The organism is Pontibacter sp. LHS2, from assembly GCF_058932845.1.
Map to the genome: position 1 here is coordinate 92041 of NZ_JBZYWG010000003.1, position 17358 is coordinate 109398.

The 17358-nt window shown below is 49.4% G+C and carries 13 protein-coding genes; 10 read left to right on the forward strand and 3 right to left on the reverse strand.

Annotated features, from left to right (window positions below):
• Positions 1-17: 17 nt before the first annotated feature.
• On the forward strand, positions 18-1334 hold the full coding sequence (locus AC5FX6_RS13610) for a M20/M25/M40 family metallo-hydrolase (RefSeq protein WP_493597605.1): 1317 nt from the start codon (positions 18-20) through the stop codon (positions 1332-1334).
• An 81-nt stretch (positions 1335-1415) separates the two neighbouring features.
• Here AC5FX6_RS13610 and AC5FX6_RS13615 read toward each other — a convergent pair whose 3' ends face one another.
• From AC5FX6_RS13615 to porX, 3 genes are read right to left on the reverse strand one after another with little or no spacing between them, the layout of a single operon-like run.
• Positions 1416-2642: an alanine dehydrogenase gene (locus AC5FX6_RS13615; protein WP_493597606.1), complete on the reverse strand. Its 1227-nt coding sequence runs from the start codon at positions 2640-2642 to the stop codon at positions 1416-1418.
• Positions 2643-2644: 2 nt separating this feature from the next.
• Positions 2645-3091, reverse strand: a complete 447-nt coding sequence (gene tsaE / locus AC5FX6_RS13620; protein WP_493597607.1) for a tRNA (adenosine(37)-N6)-threonylcarbamoyltransferase complex ATPase subunit type 1 TsaE — start codon at positions 3089-3091, stop codon at positions 2645-2647.
• Positions 3084-4646 (reverse strand): T9SS response regulator signal transducer PorX, encoded by a 1563-nt coding sequence (porX, locus tag AC5FX6_RS13625; protein ID WP_493597608.1) that lies wholly within the window; start codon positions 4644-4646, stop codon positions 3084-3086. The genes tsaE and porX overlap by 8 nt, the downstream gene beginning before the upstream one ends.
• 168 nt (positions 4647-4814) lie before the next feature.
• Here porX and AC5FX6_RS13630 point away from each other — a divergent pair, with 168 nt between their 5' ends.
• The 9 genes from AC5FX6_RS13630 (at position 4815) to AC5FX6_RS13670 (ending at position 17352) form a co-directional block, all read left to right on the forward strand.
• Positions 4815-6047, forward strand: coding sequence for an HD domain-containing protein (locus tag AC5FX6_RS13630; protein WP_493597609.1), 1233 nt, complete (start codon positions 4815-4817; stop codon positions 6045-6047).
• Between the two features lie 140 nt (positions 6048-6187).
• Positions 6188-7210 (forward strand): UDP-3-O-(3-hydroxymyristoyl)glucosamine N-acyltransferase, encoded by a 1023-nt coding sequence (gene lpxD / locus AC5FX6_RS13635; RefSeq protein WP_493597610.1) that lies wholly within the window; start codon positions 6188-6190, stop codon positions 7208-7210.
• Between the two features lie 159 nt (positions 7211-7369).
• Positions 7370-8764, forward strand: coding sequence for a bifunctional UDP-3-O-[3-hydroxymyristoyl] N-acetylglucosamine deacetylase/3-hydroxyacyl-ACP dehydratase (locus AC5FX6_RS13640; RefSeq protein WP_493597611.1), 1395 nt, complete (start codon positions 7370-7372; stop codon positions 8762-8764).
• Positions 8761-9552 carry an acyl-ACP--UDP-N-acetylglucosamine O-acyltransferase gene (gene lpxA / locus AC5FX6_RS13645; RefSeq protein WP_493597612.1) on the forward strand — a complete coding sequence of 264 codons (792 nt, stop codon included), beginning with the start codon at positions 8761-8763 and terminating at the stop codon, positions 9550-9552. The genes AC5FX6_RS13640 and lpxA overlap by 4 nt, the downstream gene beginning before the upstream one ends.
• Positions 9542-10192, forward strand: a complete 651-nt coding sequence (locus AC5FX6_RS13650; RefSeq protein ID WP_493597613.1) for an ABC transporter ATP-binding protein — start codon at positions 9542-9544, stop codon at positions 10190-10192. The genes lpxA and AC5FX6_RS13650 overlap by 11 nt, the downstream gene beginning before the upstream one ends.
• A gap of 117 nt (positions 10193-10309) precedes the next feature.
• Positions 10310-11017 carry a YebC/PmpR family DNA-binding transcriptional regulator gene (locus AC5FX6_RS13655; protein ID WP_007655898.1) on the forward strand — a complete coding sequence of 236 codons (708 nt, stop codon included), beginning with the start codon at positions 10310-10312 and terminating at the stop codon, positions 11015-11017.
• Positions 11018-11103: 86 nt separating this feature from the next.
• Positions 11104-12066 carry a calcium/sodium antiporter gene (locus tag AC5FX6_RS13660; RefSeq protein ID WP_493597614.1) on the forward strand — a complete coding sequence of 321 codons (963 nt, stop codon included), beginning with the start codon at positions 11104-11106 and terminating at the stop codon, positions 12064-12066.
• 584 nt (positions 12067-12650) lie between these two features.
• A complete protein-coding gene (locus tag AC5FX6_RS13665) occupies positions 12651-15824 on the forward strand; it encodes a SusC/RagA family TonB-linked outer membrane protein (RefSeq protein WP_493597615.1) in 3174 nt (1057 codons plus the stop codon).
• A gap of 28 nt (positions 15825-15852) precedes the next feature.
• Positions 15853-17352 carry a RagB/SusD family nutrient uptake outer membrane protein gene (locus AC5FX6_RS13670; protein ID WP_493597616.1) on the forward strand — a complete coding sequence of 500 codons (1500 nt, stop codon included), beginning with the start codon at positions 15853-15855 and terminating at the stop codon, positions 17350-17352.
• The last annotated feature ends 6 nt before the right edge of the window (positions 17353-17358 follow it).

Sequence of the window (17358 nt, forward strand, 5' to 3'; positions counted from 1 at the left end):
TATACACTGCTATACCTATGACACGCCAAAAGCTATTTGCTACTGCCTTTTCCCTCCTGTTCAGCGCATCCCTCTCAGCGCAGGACCTCTCGGTTATCAGCCAACAGGAGGCCACCCGTTTGCTTCAGACCTTGAGCCACGACGACATGCAGGGGCGCGCCTCCTTTTCGGCAGGTATAGAGAAAGCTGCTGATTTTATCGAAACAGAATTTCATGCGGCAGGACTTGTGCCACTCAATGGCAACAGCTCAAGTCAGGCGCCCTCCTATCGCCAGACTTTCTATGTGCATCGGCTCACTCCTAGCGTGACGGAAGTAAGCTTGGGTAAGAAGAAAATTGCGCCAGAGCACTTATTCGTTAACACCGCGCACGAGAAACTCGACTGGAAACAAAAAAATAAGATCAACATCATCACGATAGCTGAAGGGGAGAATTTCAGAAACGCTTTCATGAAAGCAAATTCGCAAGAGCAGGACGCGATCGTTCTGATTCACCCGAGCCATGCCGAAGCTTTTGGCTCTTACAGAGGTTATTTTTCGAGAGGTGGCGTGAAAAAAGAGATAGGTACCGGCGCCAGCAAGGTATACGTGCTCACCGATCAGGCTGCGCCAAAGAAATATGAAGTGAAGTTTGCCAATCAGGTTGAAAAGCTATCGCTGTCTAATGTAGTTGGCATGATCGAGGGTAAGCGTAAAGATGAATTTGTCGTATTCTCCGGTCACTACGACCACATCGGTTTCCACCACGCCATGGACGGTGACAGCATTGCTAACGGCGCCGACGACGATGCTTCCGGCACTACTGCCATGATGATGCTGGCCCGCTACTACAAAGAACAGCCACAGCCTGAGCGCACCCTGATCTTCGCCGCTTTCACAGCCGAAGAAATCGGTGGACACGGCTCCCGCTACTTCTCCGAACAACTAAACCCTGACCAGATTGTGGCTATGTTCAACATCGAGATGGTGGGCAAGCCGTCGAAGTTCGGCCCCAATAGCGCCTACCTAACGGGTTACGAGAAATCTGATTTAGGCAAAATGATGCAGAAGCGTCTGGAAGGCACTACCTATAGCATCCACCCTGACCCATACCCGGAGCAAAACCTCTTCTACCGCTCTGACAATGCGACCTTGGCTCGACTGGGAGTACCAGCACACACTATCTCGTCGGTGCAAATTGACAAGGACAAGACCTACCACACCGTTAAAGACGAGTTCGAGCTGTTGGATATGCCACATTTCACAAGCATGATCCGTGCGATCGCGCTTGCCGCGCAGGGAGTTGTGACAGGTGAGGATACCCCGATGCGTGTTGACAAGGCGTTGGTGAAGTAGACGAAGTAGCACAGAATGAAAACAGGTCCCGCCTATACCTAGAAGGGACCTGTTTTCATTTATACCTAAAGCTGCTATACCTTAATTTCTCACCGCAATCATCAAACCCAACTCCTTGTAGCGCATTCCAAATTTCTTGGCGATTTGCGAATTAGTCAGGCTGCCTTTGTATATGTAGACGCCGCTACGGTAGTGCTCATTCATGAACAACACCTCGTTGATGCCTCCAAACTTGGATATCTCTGTGAAAATCGGTGTAAAGATGTTACTGAGCGCCGTAGAAGCCGTGCGAGGTACACGTGAGGCAATGTTAGGCACACAGTAATGAATGATGTCATATTTGCGGTAAATCGGACGGCTGTGAGAGGTGAGTTCTGATGTCTCAAAACAACCTCCTTGGTCGATGCATACGTCGATGATGATGGAGCCCGGGTTCATCTGCCCTACTACCCCCTCCTCTACCATACAAGCCATGCGTCCTTCCTCCGCCACCAAAGCACCAATTACTACATCGGCATTTTTGAGCTCGTTGTACAGTATGGTTTTGTCTAGTGTAGAAGTGAAAATCTGCTGCCCAATGTTGTGTTTCAGACGGCGCAGTTTATAGATGTGATTATCGAAAACTTTTACTTCAGCACCAAGCCCTAAGGCGGCGCGGGCGGCGTATTCGGCCACAGTGCCAGCTCCCATAATCACCACTTTGGAGGGTGCCACGCCAGTTATACCACCCAGGATCACGCCTTTGCCATCATTGCTGCTGCTCAGGTACTCCGCTGCGATGAGCATCACCGAACTGCCGGCAATCTCGCTCATGGCTCGCACCACGGGTTTTGATTCCGACTTGTCCCGGATTAGCTCGAATGAAATGGCGTTTATCTTTTTGCGGAGAAGGGCGTTGACGTAGTCAGAGGTCAGGTTTCCAAAGTGCAGGGCGGAAATCAGTGTCTGGCCGGGGCGCAAGTACTCGATTTCGTCATAAGTGGGCGGTGCGATTTTAAGGATAATACCTGCATCGTATACCTCCTTGGTAGAATAGACAATACGAGCTCCTGCCTCAGAATAGTCATTGTCAGAGTACTTAGACGGACCGCCAGCGCCGGTTTCGACCCATATTTCATGGCCTTGGTCGGTTAGCTGTTTTACGGCATCCGGGGTGAGGCCAATGCGGTTTTCCTGAAACGATGACTCTTTGGGCAGCCCGATAAACAGGCTCTTGTATCGCTCTTCCACAGCCAGCATCGACTCCTTTGGATAAAGAGCCTGGCTGGCAGCCAGCTTTCCTAATTCAACGGCGAATCTCTCCGTCATGCTCATACACGGTTTATGGTCATAGTGCGTTCCTCGCCTTCGGCAGTGGGTTGCAGCTTTACCAACAGGTAATGCTCCGGCAACAGGTTCGGGATCATGGACGGCCACTCGATCAGGCAGGTACGGCCAGAGTCAAAATACTCCAGCGCCCCAATGCCGAGCGCCTCACGCTCCTCATTTATCCTATAAAAGTCAAAATGGTAAATTAGGTTCCCCTCAGCCCCTTCATACTCATTTACCAGCGCAAAAGTCGGGCTACTCACGTTCTCTTTCACGCCCATCTGGCGGCAGAGCTCTTTTATCAAGGTCGTTTTTCCGGCTCCCATGGGGCCTTCAAACAAAATAATGGGCTCCTCACGGGCCTCCTCCAAAAGCACAGAAGCCGCCGCCGGCAGGTCAGCCAACGACGACATCTTCATACTTGTCTTCTCAACTCCTGTGTTATACATTCTTAGGCGTCAGCGTGATAAACGGTATAATGCACTCTTCCAGCGACACCCCTCCGTGCTGGAAGGTGTCTTTGTAGTAGTTCACGTAGTAATTATAGTTGTTCGGATAGGCGAAGAAGTAATCTTCGATCGCGAATACAAACGTAGTGGAAACGTTGGCCTTTGGCAAGAAAAATCGTTCAGGCTTGCGCACCGTGAACACATCTTTGTCGGTGTAACCGAGGTTCTTACCGTGCTTATACCTCAAATTGGTGTTCGTTTGACGGTCGCCGATGATCTTGAATGGCCGCTTCACGCGTATGGTACCGTGGTCTGTTGTGATGATCAGACGCGCTTTGCGGTCAGCGATCAGTTTCAACATCTCGAACAATGGCGAGTGGATGAACCAGGAACGTGTGATAGAGCGATAAGCTGACTCGTCTGGTGCTAACTCGCGTACCATGTTACTGTCTGTGCGAGCATGCGAGAGCATATCCACAAAGTTGTACACGATCACGTTCAGTTTGTTGTTGTCCAGGTTGTTGAACTTGCCGTTCAGGTCTTTGCCCGCAGCCGGGTTAGTGATCTTGTGGTAGCTGTGTTTGTCAGTAATGCGGTTTTGCTGCAGTTGAATTTCCAGGAAATCCTGCTCATGCAGGTTCTTACCTTCTTCCTCATCGTCACTTACCCAAAGTTTCGGATATTTCTTGATGATATCCGTTGGCATCATACCTGAGAAGATCGCATTACGGGCATAGGCCGTGGTGGTAGGCAGAATAGAGTAAAACATCTCCTCTGTGTCTACCGTGAAGTATTCGGAAATGAGCGGCTCCAGTACCTTCCACTGGTCATAGCGCAGGTTGTCAATCAGCACGAAGTAGACCGGCTTATCTGACTCCTTCATCATCGGGATCACCCGCTCTCTGAACAAGCGGTGTGACATCAGCGGCGCATCGTCTGAGTCGCCATTGATCCAGTCTTCGTAATTGTCCATGATAAACTTGGCGAAGTTGGAGTTTGCCTCGTCCTTCTGCATGTTGATCACGTCGGCCATACTTTTATTCTCGGTCTCGTCGATCTCAAGCTCCCAGTACACCAGTTTTTTGTAAATGTCAGTCCACTCGCCTGGGCTCAGGCGTTCACCAAAGGCCATACCCAGCTGGCGGAAGTCGCGCTGGTAGCTCATGTTTGTTTTCTCTGACACGAGACGCTTGTTTTCCAGCGTCTTTTTTACAGAAAGCAATATTTGGTTGGGATTGAGCGGCTTGATCAGGTAATCGGATATTTTGGAGCCGATGGCCTCTTCCATGATATGTTCTTCCTCACTCTTGGTAATCATGATCACGGGCATGGCCGGACGGATGGTTTTAATCTCGTTCAGGGTCTCGAGTCCGCTGATGCCAGGCATGTTCTCATCGAGGAACACCACATCGTAAGTTTGCTCCTGCACCTTCTCGATGGCGTCTGTTCCACTGTTTACGGGAGTAATGTCGTAGCCTCTTTCCTCCAGGAAAAGAATGTGTGGCTTGAGTAGGTCGATTTCGTCATCGGCCCATAAAATCGTATATCTTTGCATAGTTTTATTTGTTGCGCGCTGTTCTAAATGGCTTAGTTGTTAGTTGGTTACTATACCTCAACGCAAACATTGGTTTGCAGATTGCGGTTACCTCTGCGGGCTTATCTGGCTGGTGGCAGAGCAACCATTTAACGATTAGCAATTTAACAATTAAAAAGCTCGGTTTTTGTGAATAAGAAAAAAATATTAAACGACCCAGTATACGGTTTTATCACGGTGCCGTCTGAATTGCTGTTCGACATCATTGATCATCCCTACTTTCAGCGACTGCGCCGGATCAAGCAGCTGGGACTGACCGAGATGGTATACCCGGGTGCCCTGCATACCCGCTTTCACCACGCATTGGGGGCCATGCACCTCATGAACCTGGCCCTGAACACGCTGCGCGGCAAGAACAACGAAATTTCCGACGCCGAGTTTGAGGCTTCCCTTATCGCCATTCTGCTGCATGATGTGGGCCATGGGCCTTTCTCTCATGCCCTGGAAACAGCTATTTTTCAGGAAGTGCATCATGAGCATCTTTCGCTGCACATCATGCACTTACTTAACGAAGAGTTTGGCGGCAGACTGAGCCTCGCCATCAGCATCTTCACAGATACTTACGAGCGTCGCTTCTTCCACCAGTTGGTTTCAAGCCAGCTGGACGTTGACCGCCTCGACTACCTCAACCGCGATAGCTTCTATACAGGTGTATACGAGGGAAAGATAGGCGCCGACCGATTGATCAAAATGCTGGACGTGGCCAACGACAAGCTGGTGGTAGAAGAGAAAGCGATATACAGCATCGAAAACTTTCTGGTGAGCCGCCGCCTGATGTACTGGCAGGTATACCTGCACAAAACCGTGATCAGCGCCGAGCATATGGTGTTGCGCACCGTACAGCGTGCCCGTGAACTTCTGCAGCAAGGTATAGACGTACCAACCAGCCCCTGCCTGAAGTATTTTCTATCCTCCAACCTGACGATGGAGGACTTTCAGAGAGATAACACCATTCTGGAGCGCTTCGTTGCATTGGACGACCATGACATATGGAGCGGTATAAAAGAATGGGCTTTGCACTCCGACCCTGTTATCTCCTATCTTTCCAAAAGTATACTGAACCGTAAGCTGTTCAAGGTATACATCTCCAGCAAACCGATTGACGAAGAGATGATGCTAGGTATAAGCGAATTGGTGCAGGAACGTTTTCAGGTACATCCTGATGAGGTGAAATATCTCATGATTTCGGGTCGCATCAGCAACAGTGCTTATATGGCCGAGGGGCAATCCATAGACGTGCTTACCAAAACCGGCTATGTGGTAAATGTGGCAGATGCCTCTGACCTGCCTAACATACAGGCACTGAGCAACAAAGTGGAGAAATACTTTGTTTGTTACCCCAAAGAGGTAGCGGCTCTTTAAAAATAGGATGTAGGATTTGCACAGGATTTGCTTGTCCTCTTTGTAATCTGCGGCAGAATATGGCGGTGCAGCGTAAAGTTTTTGTTAAGTTTGCGCCCCCAATGCTTAGCACAATTTATTTTTTGCTCTAATTTTACAAGATGGAATTCACTATTCAACAGATTGCAGACCTTTTGAAGGGAGAAGTTGAAGGAGACAATACAGTAAAGGTCAGCACATTAGCCAAAATTGAAGAGGCCAACACTGGCGCTCTCGCTTTTTTGTCTAATCTTAAATATGAACCATATCTTTATACAACCGGAGCAAGCGCAGTGATCGTGTCGGATAAATTGGAGCTGAAAAAGCCTGTATCCGCCTCTTTGATCCGTGTAGCTGATCCTTACTCTAGTTTTTCAACCCTATTGGCTTATTACCACCAGGCCGTGCTCGCCGCTAAGGTTGGCGTAGAGGAGCCCTGCTTTATAGGTGCTGGCAGTGAAATAGGCGATGGCCACTACCGCGGTGCCTTTTCCTATATTGGTAACAACTGCAAAATCGGCCAGAACGTGCGCATTTACCCGCAGGTTTACATCGGCGACAATGTGACCATTGGCGACAACACTACCATCTTTGCTGGTGTGAAACTGTATGCAAACACCATAGTAGGTGCAAATTGCACGCTGCATGCTGGTGTAGTGCTGGGCAGCGACGGCTTCGGCTTCGCCCCGCAGTCTGATGGCACTTACAAGAATGTGCCTCAGATCGGAAACGTGGTACTGGAGGACGATGTGAACATCGGCGCCAACACCACCATCGACTGCGCTACTATGGGCTCCACGATCATCCGTAAAGGCACTAAGATTGATAACCTCGTACAGATAGCACATAATGTGGAAGTGGGCCAGCATACTGTCATAGCCTCACAGACAGGCATTTCTGGTTCTACTAAAGTTGGCAACCAATGCGTTATTGCCGGTCAGGTAGGTATCGTAGGCCACATCAATATAGCCGATAAAACCACGATCGGTGCACAATCGGGTGTTTCCAAGTCCGTGAAAGAGTCCGGCACGATCATTCAAGGCTCCCCAGCATTTGACTACAAGCAAAACCTTAAAGCCATGACTGTTTTCCGCAAATTGCCGGAACTGCAGCGTGCGCTCGACGAGCTGAAAGATAAAAACTAAGTTTTTGGATTTCCACTGCCTCTCTCCGCAATTAAAATTGGCAGGCAGTATATAAAATCTTAAGTTTGCAGTCGCAATGCTCAACCATACCGTAAGTCCGCTCATACTCTGGGTGCTACAATAGGAAAAGCATCGCCAGAGGTAAATAACCATACATTAATGAATTATAAACAGCACACCATCAAGGCTCCGGTAACCGTATCAGGCATTGGATTGCATACGGGCGTTGTGTCTAACATGACCTTTAAGCCGGCTTCTGCAAACCATGGCTACAAGTTTCAGCGCATCGACCTGGAGGGTCAGCCGATCGTGAATGTGGACGTAGACAATGTGGTGGACCTTTCGCGCGGTACGACTATCGAACAGAATGGTGCCCGCGTGAACACGGTGGAGCATACGCTGGCAGCGCTGGTGGGCCTGCAGATTGATAACGTGCTGATTGAACTTGACGGCCCGGAACCTCCGATCATGGACGGTTCTTCGATCGAATTCGTAAAAGCGCTTCTGACAGTAGGTGTACAGGAGCAGAACGCCCTGCGTAACTACTTCGAGATCACAGAAGGCATCAGCTACAAAGATGATAGCCGTGGTGTTGAGATTGCTGCTTTACCGCTAGATGATTACCGCCTGACGGTGATGGTGGATTATAATTCGCCTGTACTGGGTAGCCAGCATGCTTCTATTACAGACATGAACCAGTTTGAAGAGGAGATCGCGCCTTGCCGCACGTTCTGTTTCCTGCACGAACTGGAGGCGCTTTACAAGCAAAACCTCATTAAAGGTGGTGACCTGGACAATGCCATCGTGATCGTAGACCGCGTGGTAGAAGACGGTGAACTGTCTTACCTAGCTGATTTGCTGGGCAAGAAAAAAGTAACCGTAGAGGAAGAGGGCATCCTGAACAACACAGCGCTCCGCTTCAAAAACGAGATGGCCCGTCACAAGCTACTGGACCTGATGGGTGACCTCGCCCTGATCGGCCGCCCTATTAAAGGACAAATCCTGGCGGCACGGCCGGGCCACGCAGCAAACATTGCTTTTGCCAAACGTGTTAAGAAACTGATACAGGAAGCTTCTATTAAGACCGTACCAACCTACGATCCAAAGAAGCCACCGGTAATGGACATCAATCAGATTGCAGCTACTTTGCCGCACCGTTACCCCTTCCTGCTCATCGATAAAATCATACACTTAGACGAAACCACGGTAACGGGCGTTAAGAACGTGACCATGAACGAGCCATTCTTCCAGGGTCACTTCCCGGGCAACCCAGTGCTGCCTGGCGTGATCCAGATCGAAGCGATGGCGCAGACCGGTGGTATCCTGGTGCTCAACACAGTAGAGAATCCAGAAGACTACTGGACTTATTTCCTGGGTATAGACCGTTGCCGCTTTAAGCGCAAGGTGATACCGGGCGATACTATAATATTTAAATGTGAATTGCTTGCCCCTGTAAAGCGGGGTATTGCCAAGATGTCTGGTCAGGCCTTCGTGGGCGGCCAACTGGTAATGGAGGCAGAGATGTCGGCAAGTATAGTAAAGAAAAACGCATGAATCAGCCGTTAGCATACATCCACCCAGAGGCTAAAATCGCCCAGAATGTGGTCGTAGAGCCCTTTTCGACCATCTACAAAAACGTGGAGATCGGAGAAGGCACTTGGATTGGCCCCAACGTGACCATCATGGAAGGCGCCCGCATTGGCAAAAACTGCAAAATATACCCAGGTGCCGTTATCTCTTCTGTGCCACAGGATTTGAAGTTTGCCGGCGAAGAGACAACAGCCATCATTGGTGACAATACCGTGATCAGAGAGTGTGTGACCATTAGCCGCGGCACCATCGACAAGATGAAGACTGTGGTTGGGAGCAACTGCCTGATCATGTCATACGCACACATCGCACACGATTGCGTGGTAGGCAACAACTGTATCGTTGTGAATGCGGTGCAGATGGCAGGCCACGTGGAAATGGGTGATTACGCTATCATCGGCGGATCCAGTGCCGTGCATCAGTTCGTGAAGATTGGGGCGCATGCCATGATCTCAGGCGGATCGCTGGTGCGCAAAGACGTGCCTCCTTACGTAAAGGCAGCACGTGAGCCGCTTACCTATGCTGGCATTAACTCTATTGGCCTGCGCCGCAGAGGCTTTAACAGTGAGCAGATCAACGAGGTACAGCAAATCTACCGTATTCTGTTCATGAGCGGCTATAACACGACCGAGGCCCTGGACAAGATCGAGCTGGAGCTTGCCCCAAGCCGTGAGCGTGACGAGATTGTGAATTTTGTGCGCAACTCCGGTCGCGGTATCATTAAGAGCTATTTCGCAAAAGATGCAAATTAACCTAAGCAACTTAGGTAAACGATACAATTACGAGTGGATTTTCCGGAACCTGACCTATACCTTGGAGTCAGGCACCTCATATGCCATATTGGGGCATAATGGGTCCGGCAAATCCACTCTTCTTACTGTTATAGCAGGTCATAACCTGCATTCTGAGGGAGAGATCACCTATCAGATAGATGCCAAAGCCGTTACTCCGGACAAAGCTTATCGCGAACTCTCGCTTACAGCACCCTATCTTGAGTTGGTAGAGGAGTTCACACTTCTCGAAATGATTACCTTCCATACCCGTTTTAAGCCGCTGCGCAACAACCTTTCGCATGAAGAACTGGTAGAGCGTATGGGCTTGCAGAAATCACGCAACAAGTATGTGAAGGATTTCTCGTCAGGTATGAAACAGCGCCTGAAACTGGGACTGGCCATTTACTCAGACACGAAACTGCTGGTGCTCGACGAACCGACCACCAACCTTGATCAGGAAGGCGTGAGCTGGTACCAGGAGCATGTAGCAGCCAATAAAGCAGGTCGTTTGATCATTGTCGGGTCGAACATTAAGCACGAGTACAGTTTTTGCGACCAGCACCTTTACATCACAGACTATCACGTACAGCCCAAGCAGCCAAAATCAGCAAAACAGTGATTCGGCGGCAGGTACAGGTATAGCCGGGCTGGCAATTAGTGCAAGGTTTTTCGGGCAGCTCTACCAATTTACAGGTAAGCTCCCTAAATTTGTAATAGATATACGTAACCAGATACTATGGGAAGAGCATTTGAATTTAGAAAAGCCCGTAAATTTAAGCGTTGGGACAAGATGTCGAAGGCCTTTACGCGCCTCGGCAAAGAGATTGTGATGGCAGTAAAGGAGGCTGGCCCTAACCCGGAAACCAACTCCCGCCTGCGTACGGCTATTAACAACGCCAAAGGCGTGAACATGCCGAAAGACCGTGTAGAAGCGGCCATCAAGCGTGCCTCTTCCAAAGAAGAGAAAGACTACGAAGAAGTAGTATACGAGGGCTACGGTCCGCACGGTATCGCCATTCTGGTAGAGACCGCGACAGACAACCTCAACCGTACCATTGCCAACATGCGTGTTTACTTTTCACGTGCAGGCGGTGCTGTCGGCAAAACCGGTTCCCTGGATTTTATCTTCACCCGCAAAGGTATTTTTAAGATTGCCGCTGAGGGCCTTGATATTGAGGAACTGGAACTGGAGCTAATTGATGCTGGTGCCGAAGACATCTACGAGCACGAAGGTGAGATCATCGTGGAGACTGCTTTCACGGACTTCGGTGCGATGCAGAAAGCCCTGGAAGAGAAAGGACTGAACGTGATCAGCGCCGAATTGCAGCGTGTGCCGAACACCCGCATGGAGCTGACAGACGAGCAAGCCGAGGAGATTGAAAACCTGGTAGAGAAGATCGAAGAGGACGACGACGTACAGGCCGTTTACCACAACATGGCATAACCCCTCGCCGCGCTTTAAAGTATAGTGGAAGGCTGTCTGTCGTTGTATAGACAGCCTTTCTTTTTTTGACATTCCCTTACCTGCCTATGCTACTATACATACTCTTTATACTTGGTTTTGTGTTTTTGATCAAAGGTGCCGATATGCTTGTTTCGGGAGCTTCTTCGGTTGCCAAGCGTTTTAATATTTCTGATATGGTGGTTGGTTTGACTGTCGTATCATTTGGTACGTCGCTTCCTGAGCTGATCATCAATATTATGTCGAGTATGCAGGGGCAGTCGGAACTGGCAATAGGCAATGTGTTTGGTAGCAACGTAGCCAACCTGTTGTTGATCATCGGTATAACAGCCATTATTTGTCCGCTCCCGATCAAGCGTAATACCATTCTCACCGAGATTCCCTTTTCCCTGATTGCAACCTTGTTGGTAGGCTTTTTGGCTAATGCAGTGCTCTTTGGGGATAAAACGTCACTTTTCATCAGCCGGGTAGATGGTGGCATCCTTCTTTTCTTCTTTGTACTGTTTATGGCCTACATCTACAACATCGCCAAGACCAACAAAGACGAAGTGATTGAAGAAGACGACGAACCGATGATGAGTATCCCGAAGTCCGTGATGTACATGGTACTAGGTGGCGTCGGTCTATTCTTGGGTGGCAAGTGGGTCGTGGACGGCGCTGTATCCATTGCACAGTCATTTGGTTTAAGCGAGTCTTTCATCGGTCTGACCATTGTGGCCATTGGCACCTCTCTTCCGGAGCTTGTCACTTCTGCCATGGCCGCTTTCCGCAAGAACATTGACATCGCCATTGGTAATGTGATCGGTTCTAACATCTTCAACCTGCTTTGGATCTTAGGTATAAGTGCCGTGATCAACCCCCTCCCCTTCAATGTGGTAAGTAACTCCGACATTATGGTGATGATCTTCGCCAGCACGCTGCTAGTGGTGGTGATCCCTATTGGCAAAAAGAACACGATTGACCGGTGGAACGGTATACTCTTTTTGGCCATTTATATTGCCTATATTGTGTTTTTGATACAGCGGGGATAGATACCCTTTTAGGGGTTGTGAGTATTCAGGAATCAGAAAATTTATATCTGAAGGCGGCCTGCTATTAGTAGCAGGCCGCCTTCAGTTTTGCAAAAAAATACAATTCCCGTGTTAATCTATCCCTATAACAGCACTTCGGTTGATTTTCAATTTCACAAAAAAACCTGCCGACTTCCTCAGATTTGACAAATCCCTCCTACGAAATCCCTCTTTTTTTACGAATTTAAAATCACCAGATCAGCTTCACTCCTAAGTCAACGCAAATTAGCAATAGTACACAAAGATAGTTTATTCGCTAAAAATCAATACTTTACAAACACATAATAATAGTGACGTAGTTTTGACGTAGTCAAAAAGTAACCATGTAGTGCCTACTTTTTATGGGTTAATCAATAACATAATTAAACTTATAACACAAAGTAACTGAAGTGGTAAAGCCTTCTGTTTCGGGAATTCCGACTATCTGTTCAAATTTCAAACTAGGTACGTCTTGCCTGTTCGTCCATGCTTTGCCATACCTTAATAATGTCATTACCGATTTCTCACCTATATAAATTGAGTTTAATTATTTAACCAAATAATTTATGAGAAAATATCTATACACATCTGTGGTTTGTCTTACCATGGCTACCTGCATCCCCTACTCTGCATTTGCTGAGAAGGCAGGTACGGTAAGGCTGAACAAAGAGAAGTTCTACGCCAAGACAATTACAGGCAAAGTGACTTCTGATACTGGTGAGCCACTGATCGGGGCCAGTGTTTCTCTAAAAGGGACAAGTACAGGCGCTGTCACGGACGCAAATGGCAACTTCTCTATCACGGTACCCGACGAGGGAGGTGTATTGGTTGTTTCTTACATTGGCTTTTTGCAGCAGCAAGTACCCATAAATGACCGCACTACCATCAACATAGTGCTGCAGACAGATGCGAAGGCGCTGGAGGAAGTCGTGGTGATTGGTTATGGTGTACAAAAGAAGAGCGTCGTAACAGGCGCTATATCGAGTGTTCGCTCCTCCGACCTCGAAAACCAGCAGATCACACGTGTAGAGCAAGCCTTGCAGGGCAGAACATCAGGTGTAACGATAGCATCCAACTCTGGAGCGCCAGGTGCAGCCTCCACGGTTCGAGTGAGGGGTATTACTACCCTGAACAGCAACGAGCCACTTTATGTAGTAGACGGCGTAGTAGTGAGCGGAGGCATAGACTACCTGAATCAGTCTGATATAGAGTCTATCGAACTGCTGAAAGATGCGGCCTCTGCTGCGATTTACGGTACACGTGGTGCGGCAGGCGTTATTCTGGTAACCACCAAGAAAGGTCGTCAGGGCAGCATGAGAGTTAATTATAACGCTTATGTGGGCACTCAGGCTCCTGTCAGAAAGCTGGACCTGCTGAACGCTACTGAGTACGCTACACTGCGCAACGAAGCTTACGCCAATGGCTGGCAGCCTGGTCAACCGTTCATGTTACCATATGCTGATCCGCAAGCATTAGGCGAAGGCACAGACTGGCAATCAACCGTTTTCAACGACAATGCCATTATTCAGAACCATGACTTTGCTTTGAGCGGTGGCAACGACAAGTCTACTTTCTATGCATCGTATGGCTATCTGGACCAGGAAGGTATAGTTACTTCAGCCATTTCGAACTATGAGCGCCATAACGTCCGCCTTAATTCTACTCACAAGGTGGCCAAATGGCTGACAATCGGGCAGACACTGGGTTACTCCCACATCAAAAGCAGAGGCGGCCTTAACACGAACTCTGAGTTTGGAGGTCCGTTGAGTTCGGCCATTAACCTCGATCCTACTACACCGGTGCTCATTACAGATCCTAACATCCTGAACAATCCGGAAAGTGTTTATAACAGACAACCTGTTGTGAGAAACGCACAGGGCTTCCCTTACGGCATCTCTACTACTGTGCAGCAGGAAATGACAAACCCGCTGGCCTATATACAGACGCAACTGGGCAACTACGGCTGGTCAGATAACATAGTAGGTAATGCTTTCGTGGAAGTGGAGCCGATCACGGGCTTGCGTGTGCGCTCTACACTAGGCGGAAAACTGGCCTATTGGGGTGGTGAGAGTTTCAGACCTATCTATTACCTCAATGCATCAACTGCCAGCCCTCAGACTGCCAGAAGTCGCGACCGGAACATGGTGCTGGACTACAATGTTGAGAATACCATCTCTTATGCAAGAGCTATCAGCGGCCATAACTTCTCGATCATGTTGGGCCAGGGTGCCTACAAAGACGGAGAGGTAGACGGCTTGGGTGTGTCATACAATGCTATACCTGCCACTAACTTTGGCGATGCATCCTTTAACCTGCAGGTACCCACTGCCAACATCACGGCTTATGGTTACGACAACATTGCGCATACTATCAGCTCGCTGTTCAGCCGTGTGACTTATGACTATAAGGAAAGATACCTCCTCACAGGTATTATCAGACGGGACGGCTCTTCCAGATTCGGTGATAACAACAAGTATGGGTACTTCCCATCTATTTCCCTGGGTTGGGTTGCCTCTAACGAGACCTTCTGGCCAACTAATCCGGTTGTGGACTTCTTCAAAGTACGCGGTTCATACGGTGTAGTAGGTAACGACAACACTGGCAATTTTGCCTTCGTGTCTACGGTAGGCGCCGGCAGAAACTATACCTTTGGGCCTGACGGCTATACCATCGGTTACAGCCCGAATGCTCCGGCTAACCCTGACCTGCGTTGGGAAGAAACCGCCCAGACAAACATCGGTTTTGAAACCACACTCTTCAACGCCATTAACCTCACATTCGACTGGTACAACAAGAAGACCTCTGGAATCTTGCGTCCTTTGGAAATACCAGGCTACGTTGGCTCAACAGGCTTCCCAGTGGCTAATATCGCCGACATGCAGAACCGAGGTATAGAACTGGAGTTGGGTTATAACCGTCAGGTAGGTGACTTCAATTTCGGCCTGACAGGTAATGCTTCTTATGTGCAGAATAAGATTCTTTCGCTGGAAGGCGGCAAAGAGTTCACTGAAGACGGCGCTGCTTCTATCCATACCTTCAATGGCCGTCTGAATCGCATGATTGTGGGTCAGCCTTACGGCACTTTCTACGGCTACAAGACAAACGGCATCTTCCAGAACGAAGAAGAGGTAGCCAGCTATGTAAACTCAGCCGGACAGGTGATACAGCCTAATGCCAGACCAGGCGACTTCCGTTGGGTCGATGCAAACGACGATGGCGTGATCAACGAAGCTGACCGCATGGTGCTGGGTAAGCCGCTGCCTGACTGGACATTTGGTTTAACGTTCAACGCTTCCTGGAAAAACTTCGACCTGATGGTGTTCGGACAAGGCGTGACAGGCAACAAGATCTTCCAGGGCTTGCGCAGACTGGATGTAGCGAACGCCAACTGGCAGACAAGAGCACTGGGCCGCTGGACAGGTGAAGGCACCTCAAACGATTACCCAAGACTGTCCACCAGCGATCCGAATAACAACTTCTCCAACCCATCGGACTTCTACCTGGAGGACGGCGATTACTTCCGAATCAAGACCTTCCAGATTGGCTATACCTTGCCAAGCAGCCTAACCGATAAAATATCGCTGCAGAAGGCCCGATTCTATGTGAGCGCCAACAACCTGCTCACCTTCACCAACTACACGGGTTACGATCCGGAAATTGGTGGCAACATCATGGGTGTTGACCGCGCCTTCTACCCACAGGCTCGCACCTTGATGGCTGGTATTAACATTGGTTTTTAATCTGACAGATTTTTAGAATCGTAGCGATATGAAAAAGAGATATCTTACCTACATGGCATGCATCGTTTTAGGCCTGCCACTAATAAGCTCTTGCAAAGACGAGTTCCTGGATGTAGATCCAAAAGGCACCATTCTGGAGTCTAACTACTACAAAAACCCTGAAGAGGCATATGCGGGTCTGGTGGCAGCTTACGATCCGCTGGGTTGGCAGGCAAGCAACACCTACCATAACTTTGGAGCAGTGAACGCCGCCTCAGACGACGCCCACGCCGGCGGCGGCGGCCCTTCTGACATGAACACCTGGCAGGTCTGGAACAGATTCAACCTGAATCCGGCAATAGGACCTCAGGAAGAGTATTGGAACAGAAACTTCAGAGGCGTATCACGCGCCAACACGATCCTCTCCAAAGTAGAGGCCGGCGTGCCAGGTATGTCGGAGGCCATGTCAGCAAGGTTTATCGCGGAGGCGAAGTTCCTGCGCGCTTACTACTACTTCGACCTGGTACGACTTTTCAAGAATGTGCCCCTGTTCACGGCTCCGCTCGAAACCGCAGAGCTCTTTAACCAGGTACAGGCCACGCCAGAGCAGGTATACGCTCAAATAGAGAAAGACCTGAGAGAGGCTATACCTAACCTGCCTACTACGGTGCCTGCCTCTACTGAAGGCGGACGCGTAACGCAGGGTGCAGGCAAAGCCCTGTTAGGCAAAGTATTCCTCTATCAGAAAAAATGGACAGATGCAGCAACACAACTGGCCGACGTAAATGGTACTCCGGGTGGCACGAGCATGTATGGCTACAGATTGCTGGAAGATTACGGCGCCATCTTCAGCCCGGGCAATAAATTCAACAGCGAGAATATTTTCGAGATCGTGCACACTTCGCTTGGCAATGCTGGATGGGGTAGCTGGCCAAATTTCGATGGCAATATCGCTGTGCTGATGTTTGGCCCAAGAGGCTACTCAGGACCAACGTACGAAGCTGGCTGGGGCTTTAACCCACTTACCAGAGACTTGGTAACTGCCCTGACCGGTGACCCACGCTACGAGCACACGGTACTTGATATCAAGAGCATACCGGATGCCACCTACGAGCCTGGCTTTGATGACACTGGTTACTTCGTGAAGAAATACGCTCCTACGAAAGAATGGCTAAGCACAGGCGGTGGCGATATCATCCTGAACTACCCGAACAACTACATCGAGATCCGTCTGGCGGACACTTACCTGATGGAGGCGGAAGCACTCGTACAGGGCGGTGGTAACAGCACCAGAGCCGGAGAACTGCTCAATGCCGTTCGTGCCCGTGTAGGTTTGGCTCCTGTCGCTCCTACCCTGGAAAACATCTACCGCGAGCGCAGACTAGAACTGGCAACAGAAGGTCACCGCTTCTATGACCTGGTGCGTACCGGCAGAGCTGCCGCTGTATTAGGCTCCATGGGCTTTGTGGAAGGCAAGCATGAGGTGCTCCCGATTCCGCAGAACGAATTGATCAATACCAAGCTGGTTCAGAACCCTGAGTATAGATAACAGGCA

What these genes read in the sequence shown, in the direction of transcription:
- AC5FX6_RS13610 (WP_493597605.1), top strand. Translation starts at nt 18, where the DNA reads ATGACACGCCAAAAGCTATTTGCTACTGCCTTTTCCCTCCTGTTCAGC.
- AC5FX6_RS13615 (WP_493597606.1), bottom strand. Translation starts at nt 2,642, where the DNA reads ATGACGGAGAGATTCGCCGTTGAATTAGGAAAGCTGGCTGCCAGCCAG.
- tsaE (WP_493597607.1), bottom strand. Translation starts at nt 3,091, where the DNA reads ATGTATAACACAGGAGTTGAGAAGACAAGTATGAAGATGTCGTCGTTG.
- porX (WP_493597608.1), bottom strand. Translation starts at nt 4,646, where the DNA reads ATGCAAAGATATACGATTTTATGGGCCGATGACGAAATCGACCTACTC.
- lpxD (WP_493597610.1), top strand. Translation starts at nt 6,188, where the DNA reads ATGGAATTCACTATTCAACAGATTGCAGACCTTTTGAAGGGAGAAGTT.
- AC5FX6_RS13640 (WP_493597611.1), top strand. Translation starts at nt 7,370, where the DNA reads ATGAATTATAAACAGCACACCATCAAGGCTCCGGTAACCGTATCAGGC.
- lpxA (WP_493597612.1), top strand. Translation starts at nt 8,761, where the DNA reads ATGAATCAGCCGTTAGCATACATCCACCCAGAGGCTAAAATCGCCCAG.
- AC5FX6_RS13650 (WP_493597613.1), top strand. Translation starts at nt 9,542, where the DNA reads ATGCAAATTAACCTAAGCAACTTAGGTAAACGATACAATTACGAGTGG.
- AC5FX6_RS13655 (WP_007655898.1), top strand. Translation starts at nt 10,310, where the DNA reads ATGGGAAGAGCATTTGAATTTAGAAAAGCCCGTAAATTTAAGCGTTGG.
- AC5FX6_RS13660 (WP_493597614.1), top strand. Translation starts at nt 11,104, where the DNA reads ATGCTACTATACATACTCTTTATACTTGGTTTTGTGTTTTTGATCAAA.
- AC5FX6_RS13665 (WP_493597615.1), top strand. Translation starts at nt 12,651, where the DNA reads ATGAGAAAATATCTATACACATCTGTGGTTTGTCTTACCATGGCTACC.
- AC5FX6_RS13670 (WP_493597616.1), top strand. Translation starts at nt 15,853, where the DNA reads ATGAAAAAGAGATATCTTACCTACATGGCATGCATCGTTTTAGGCCTG.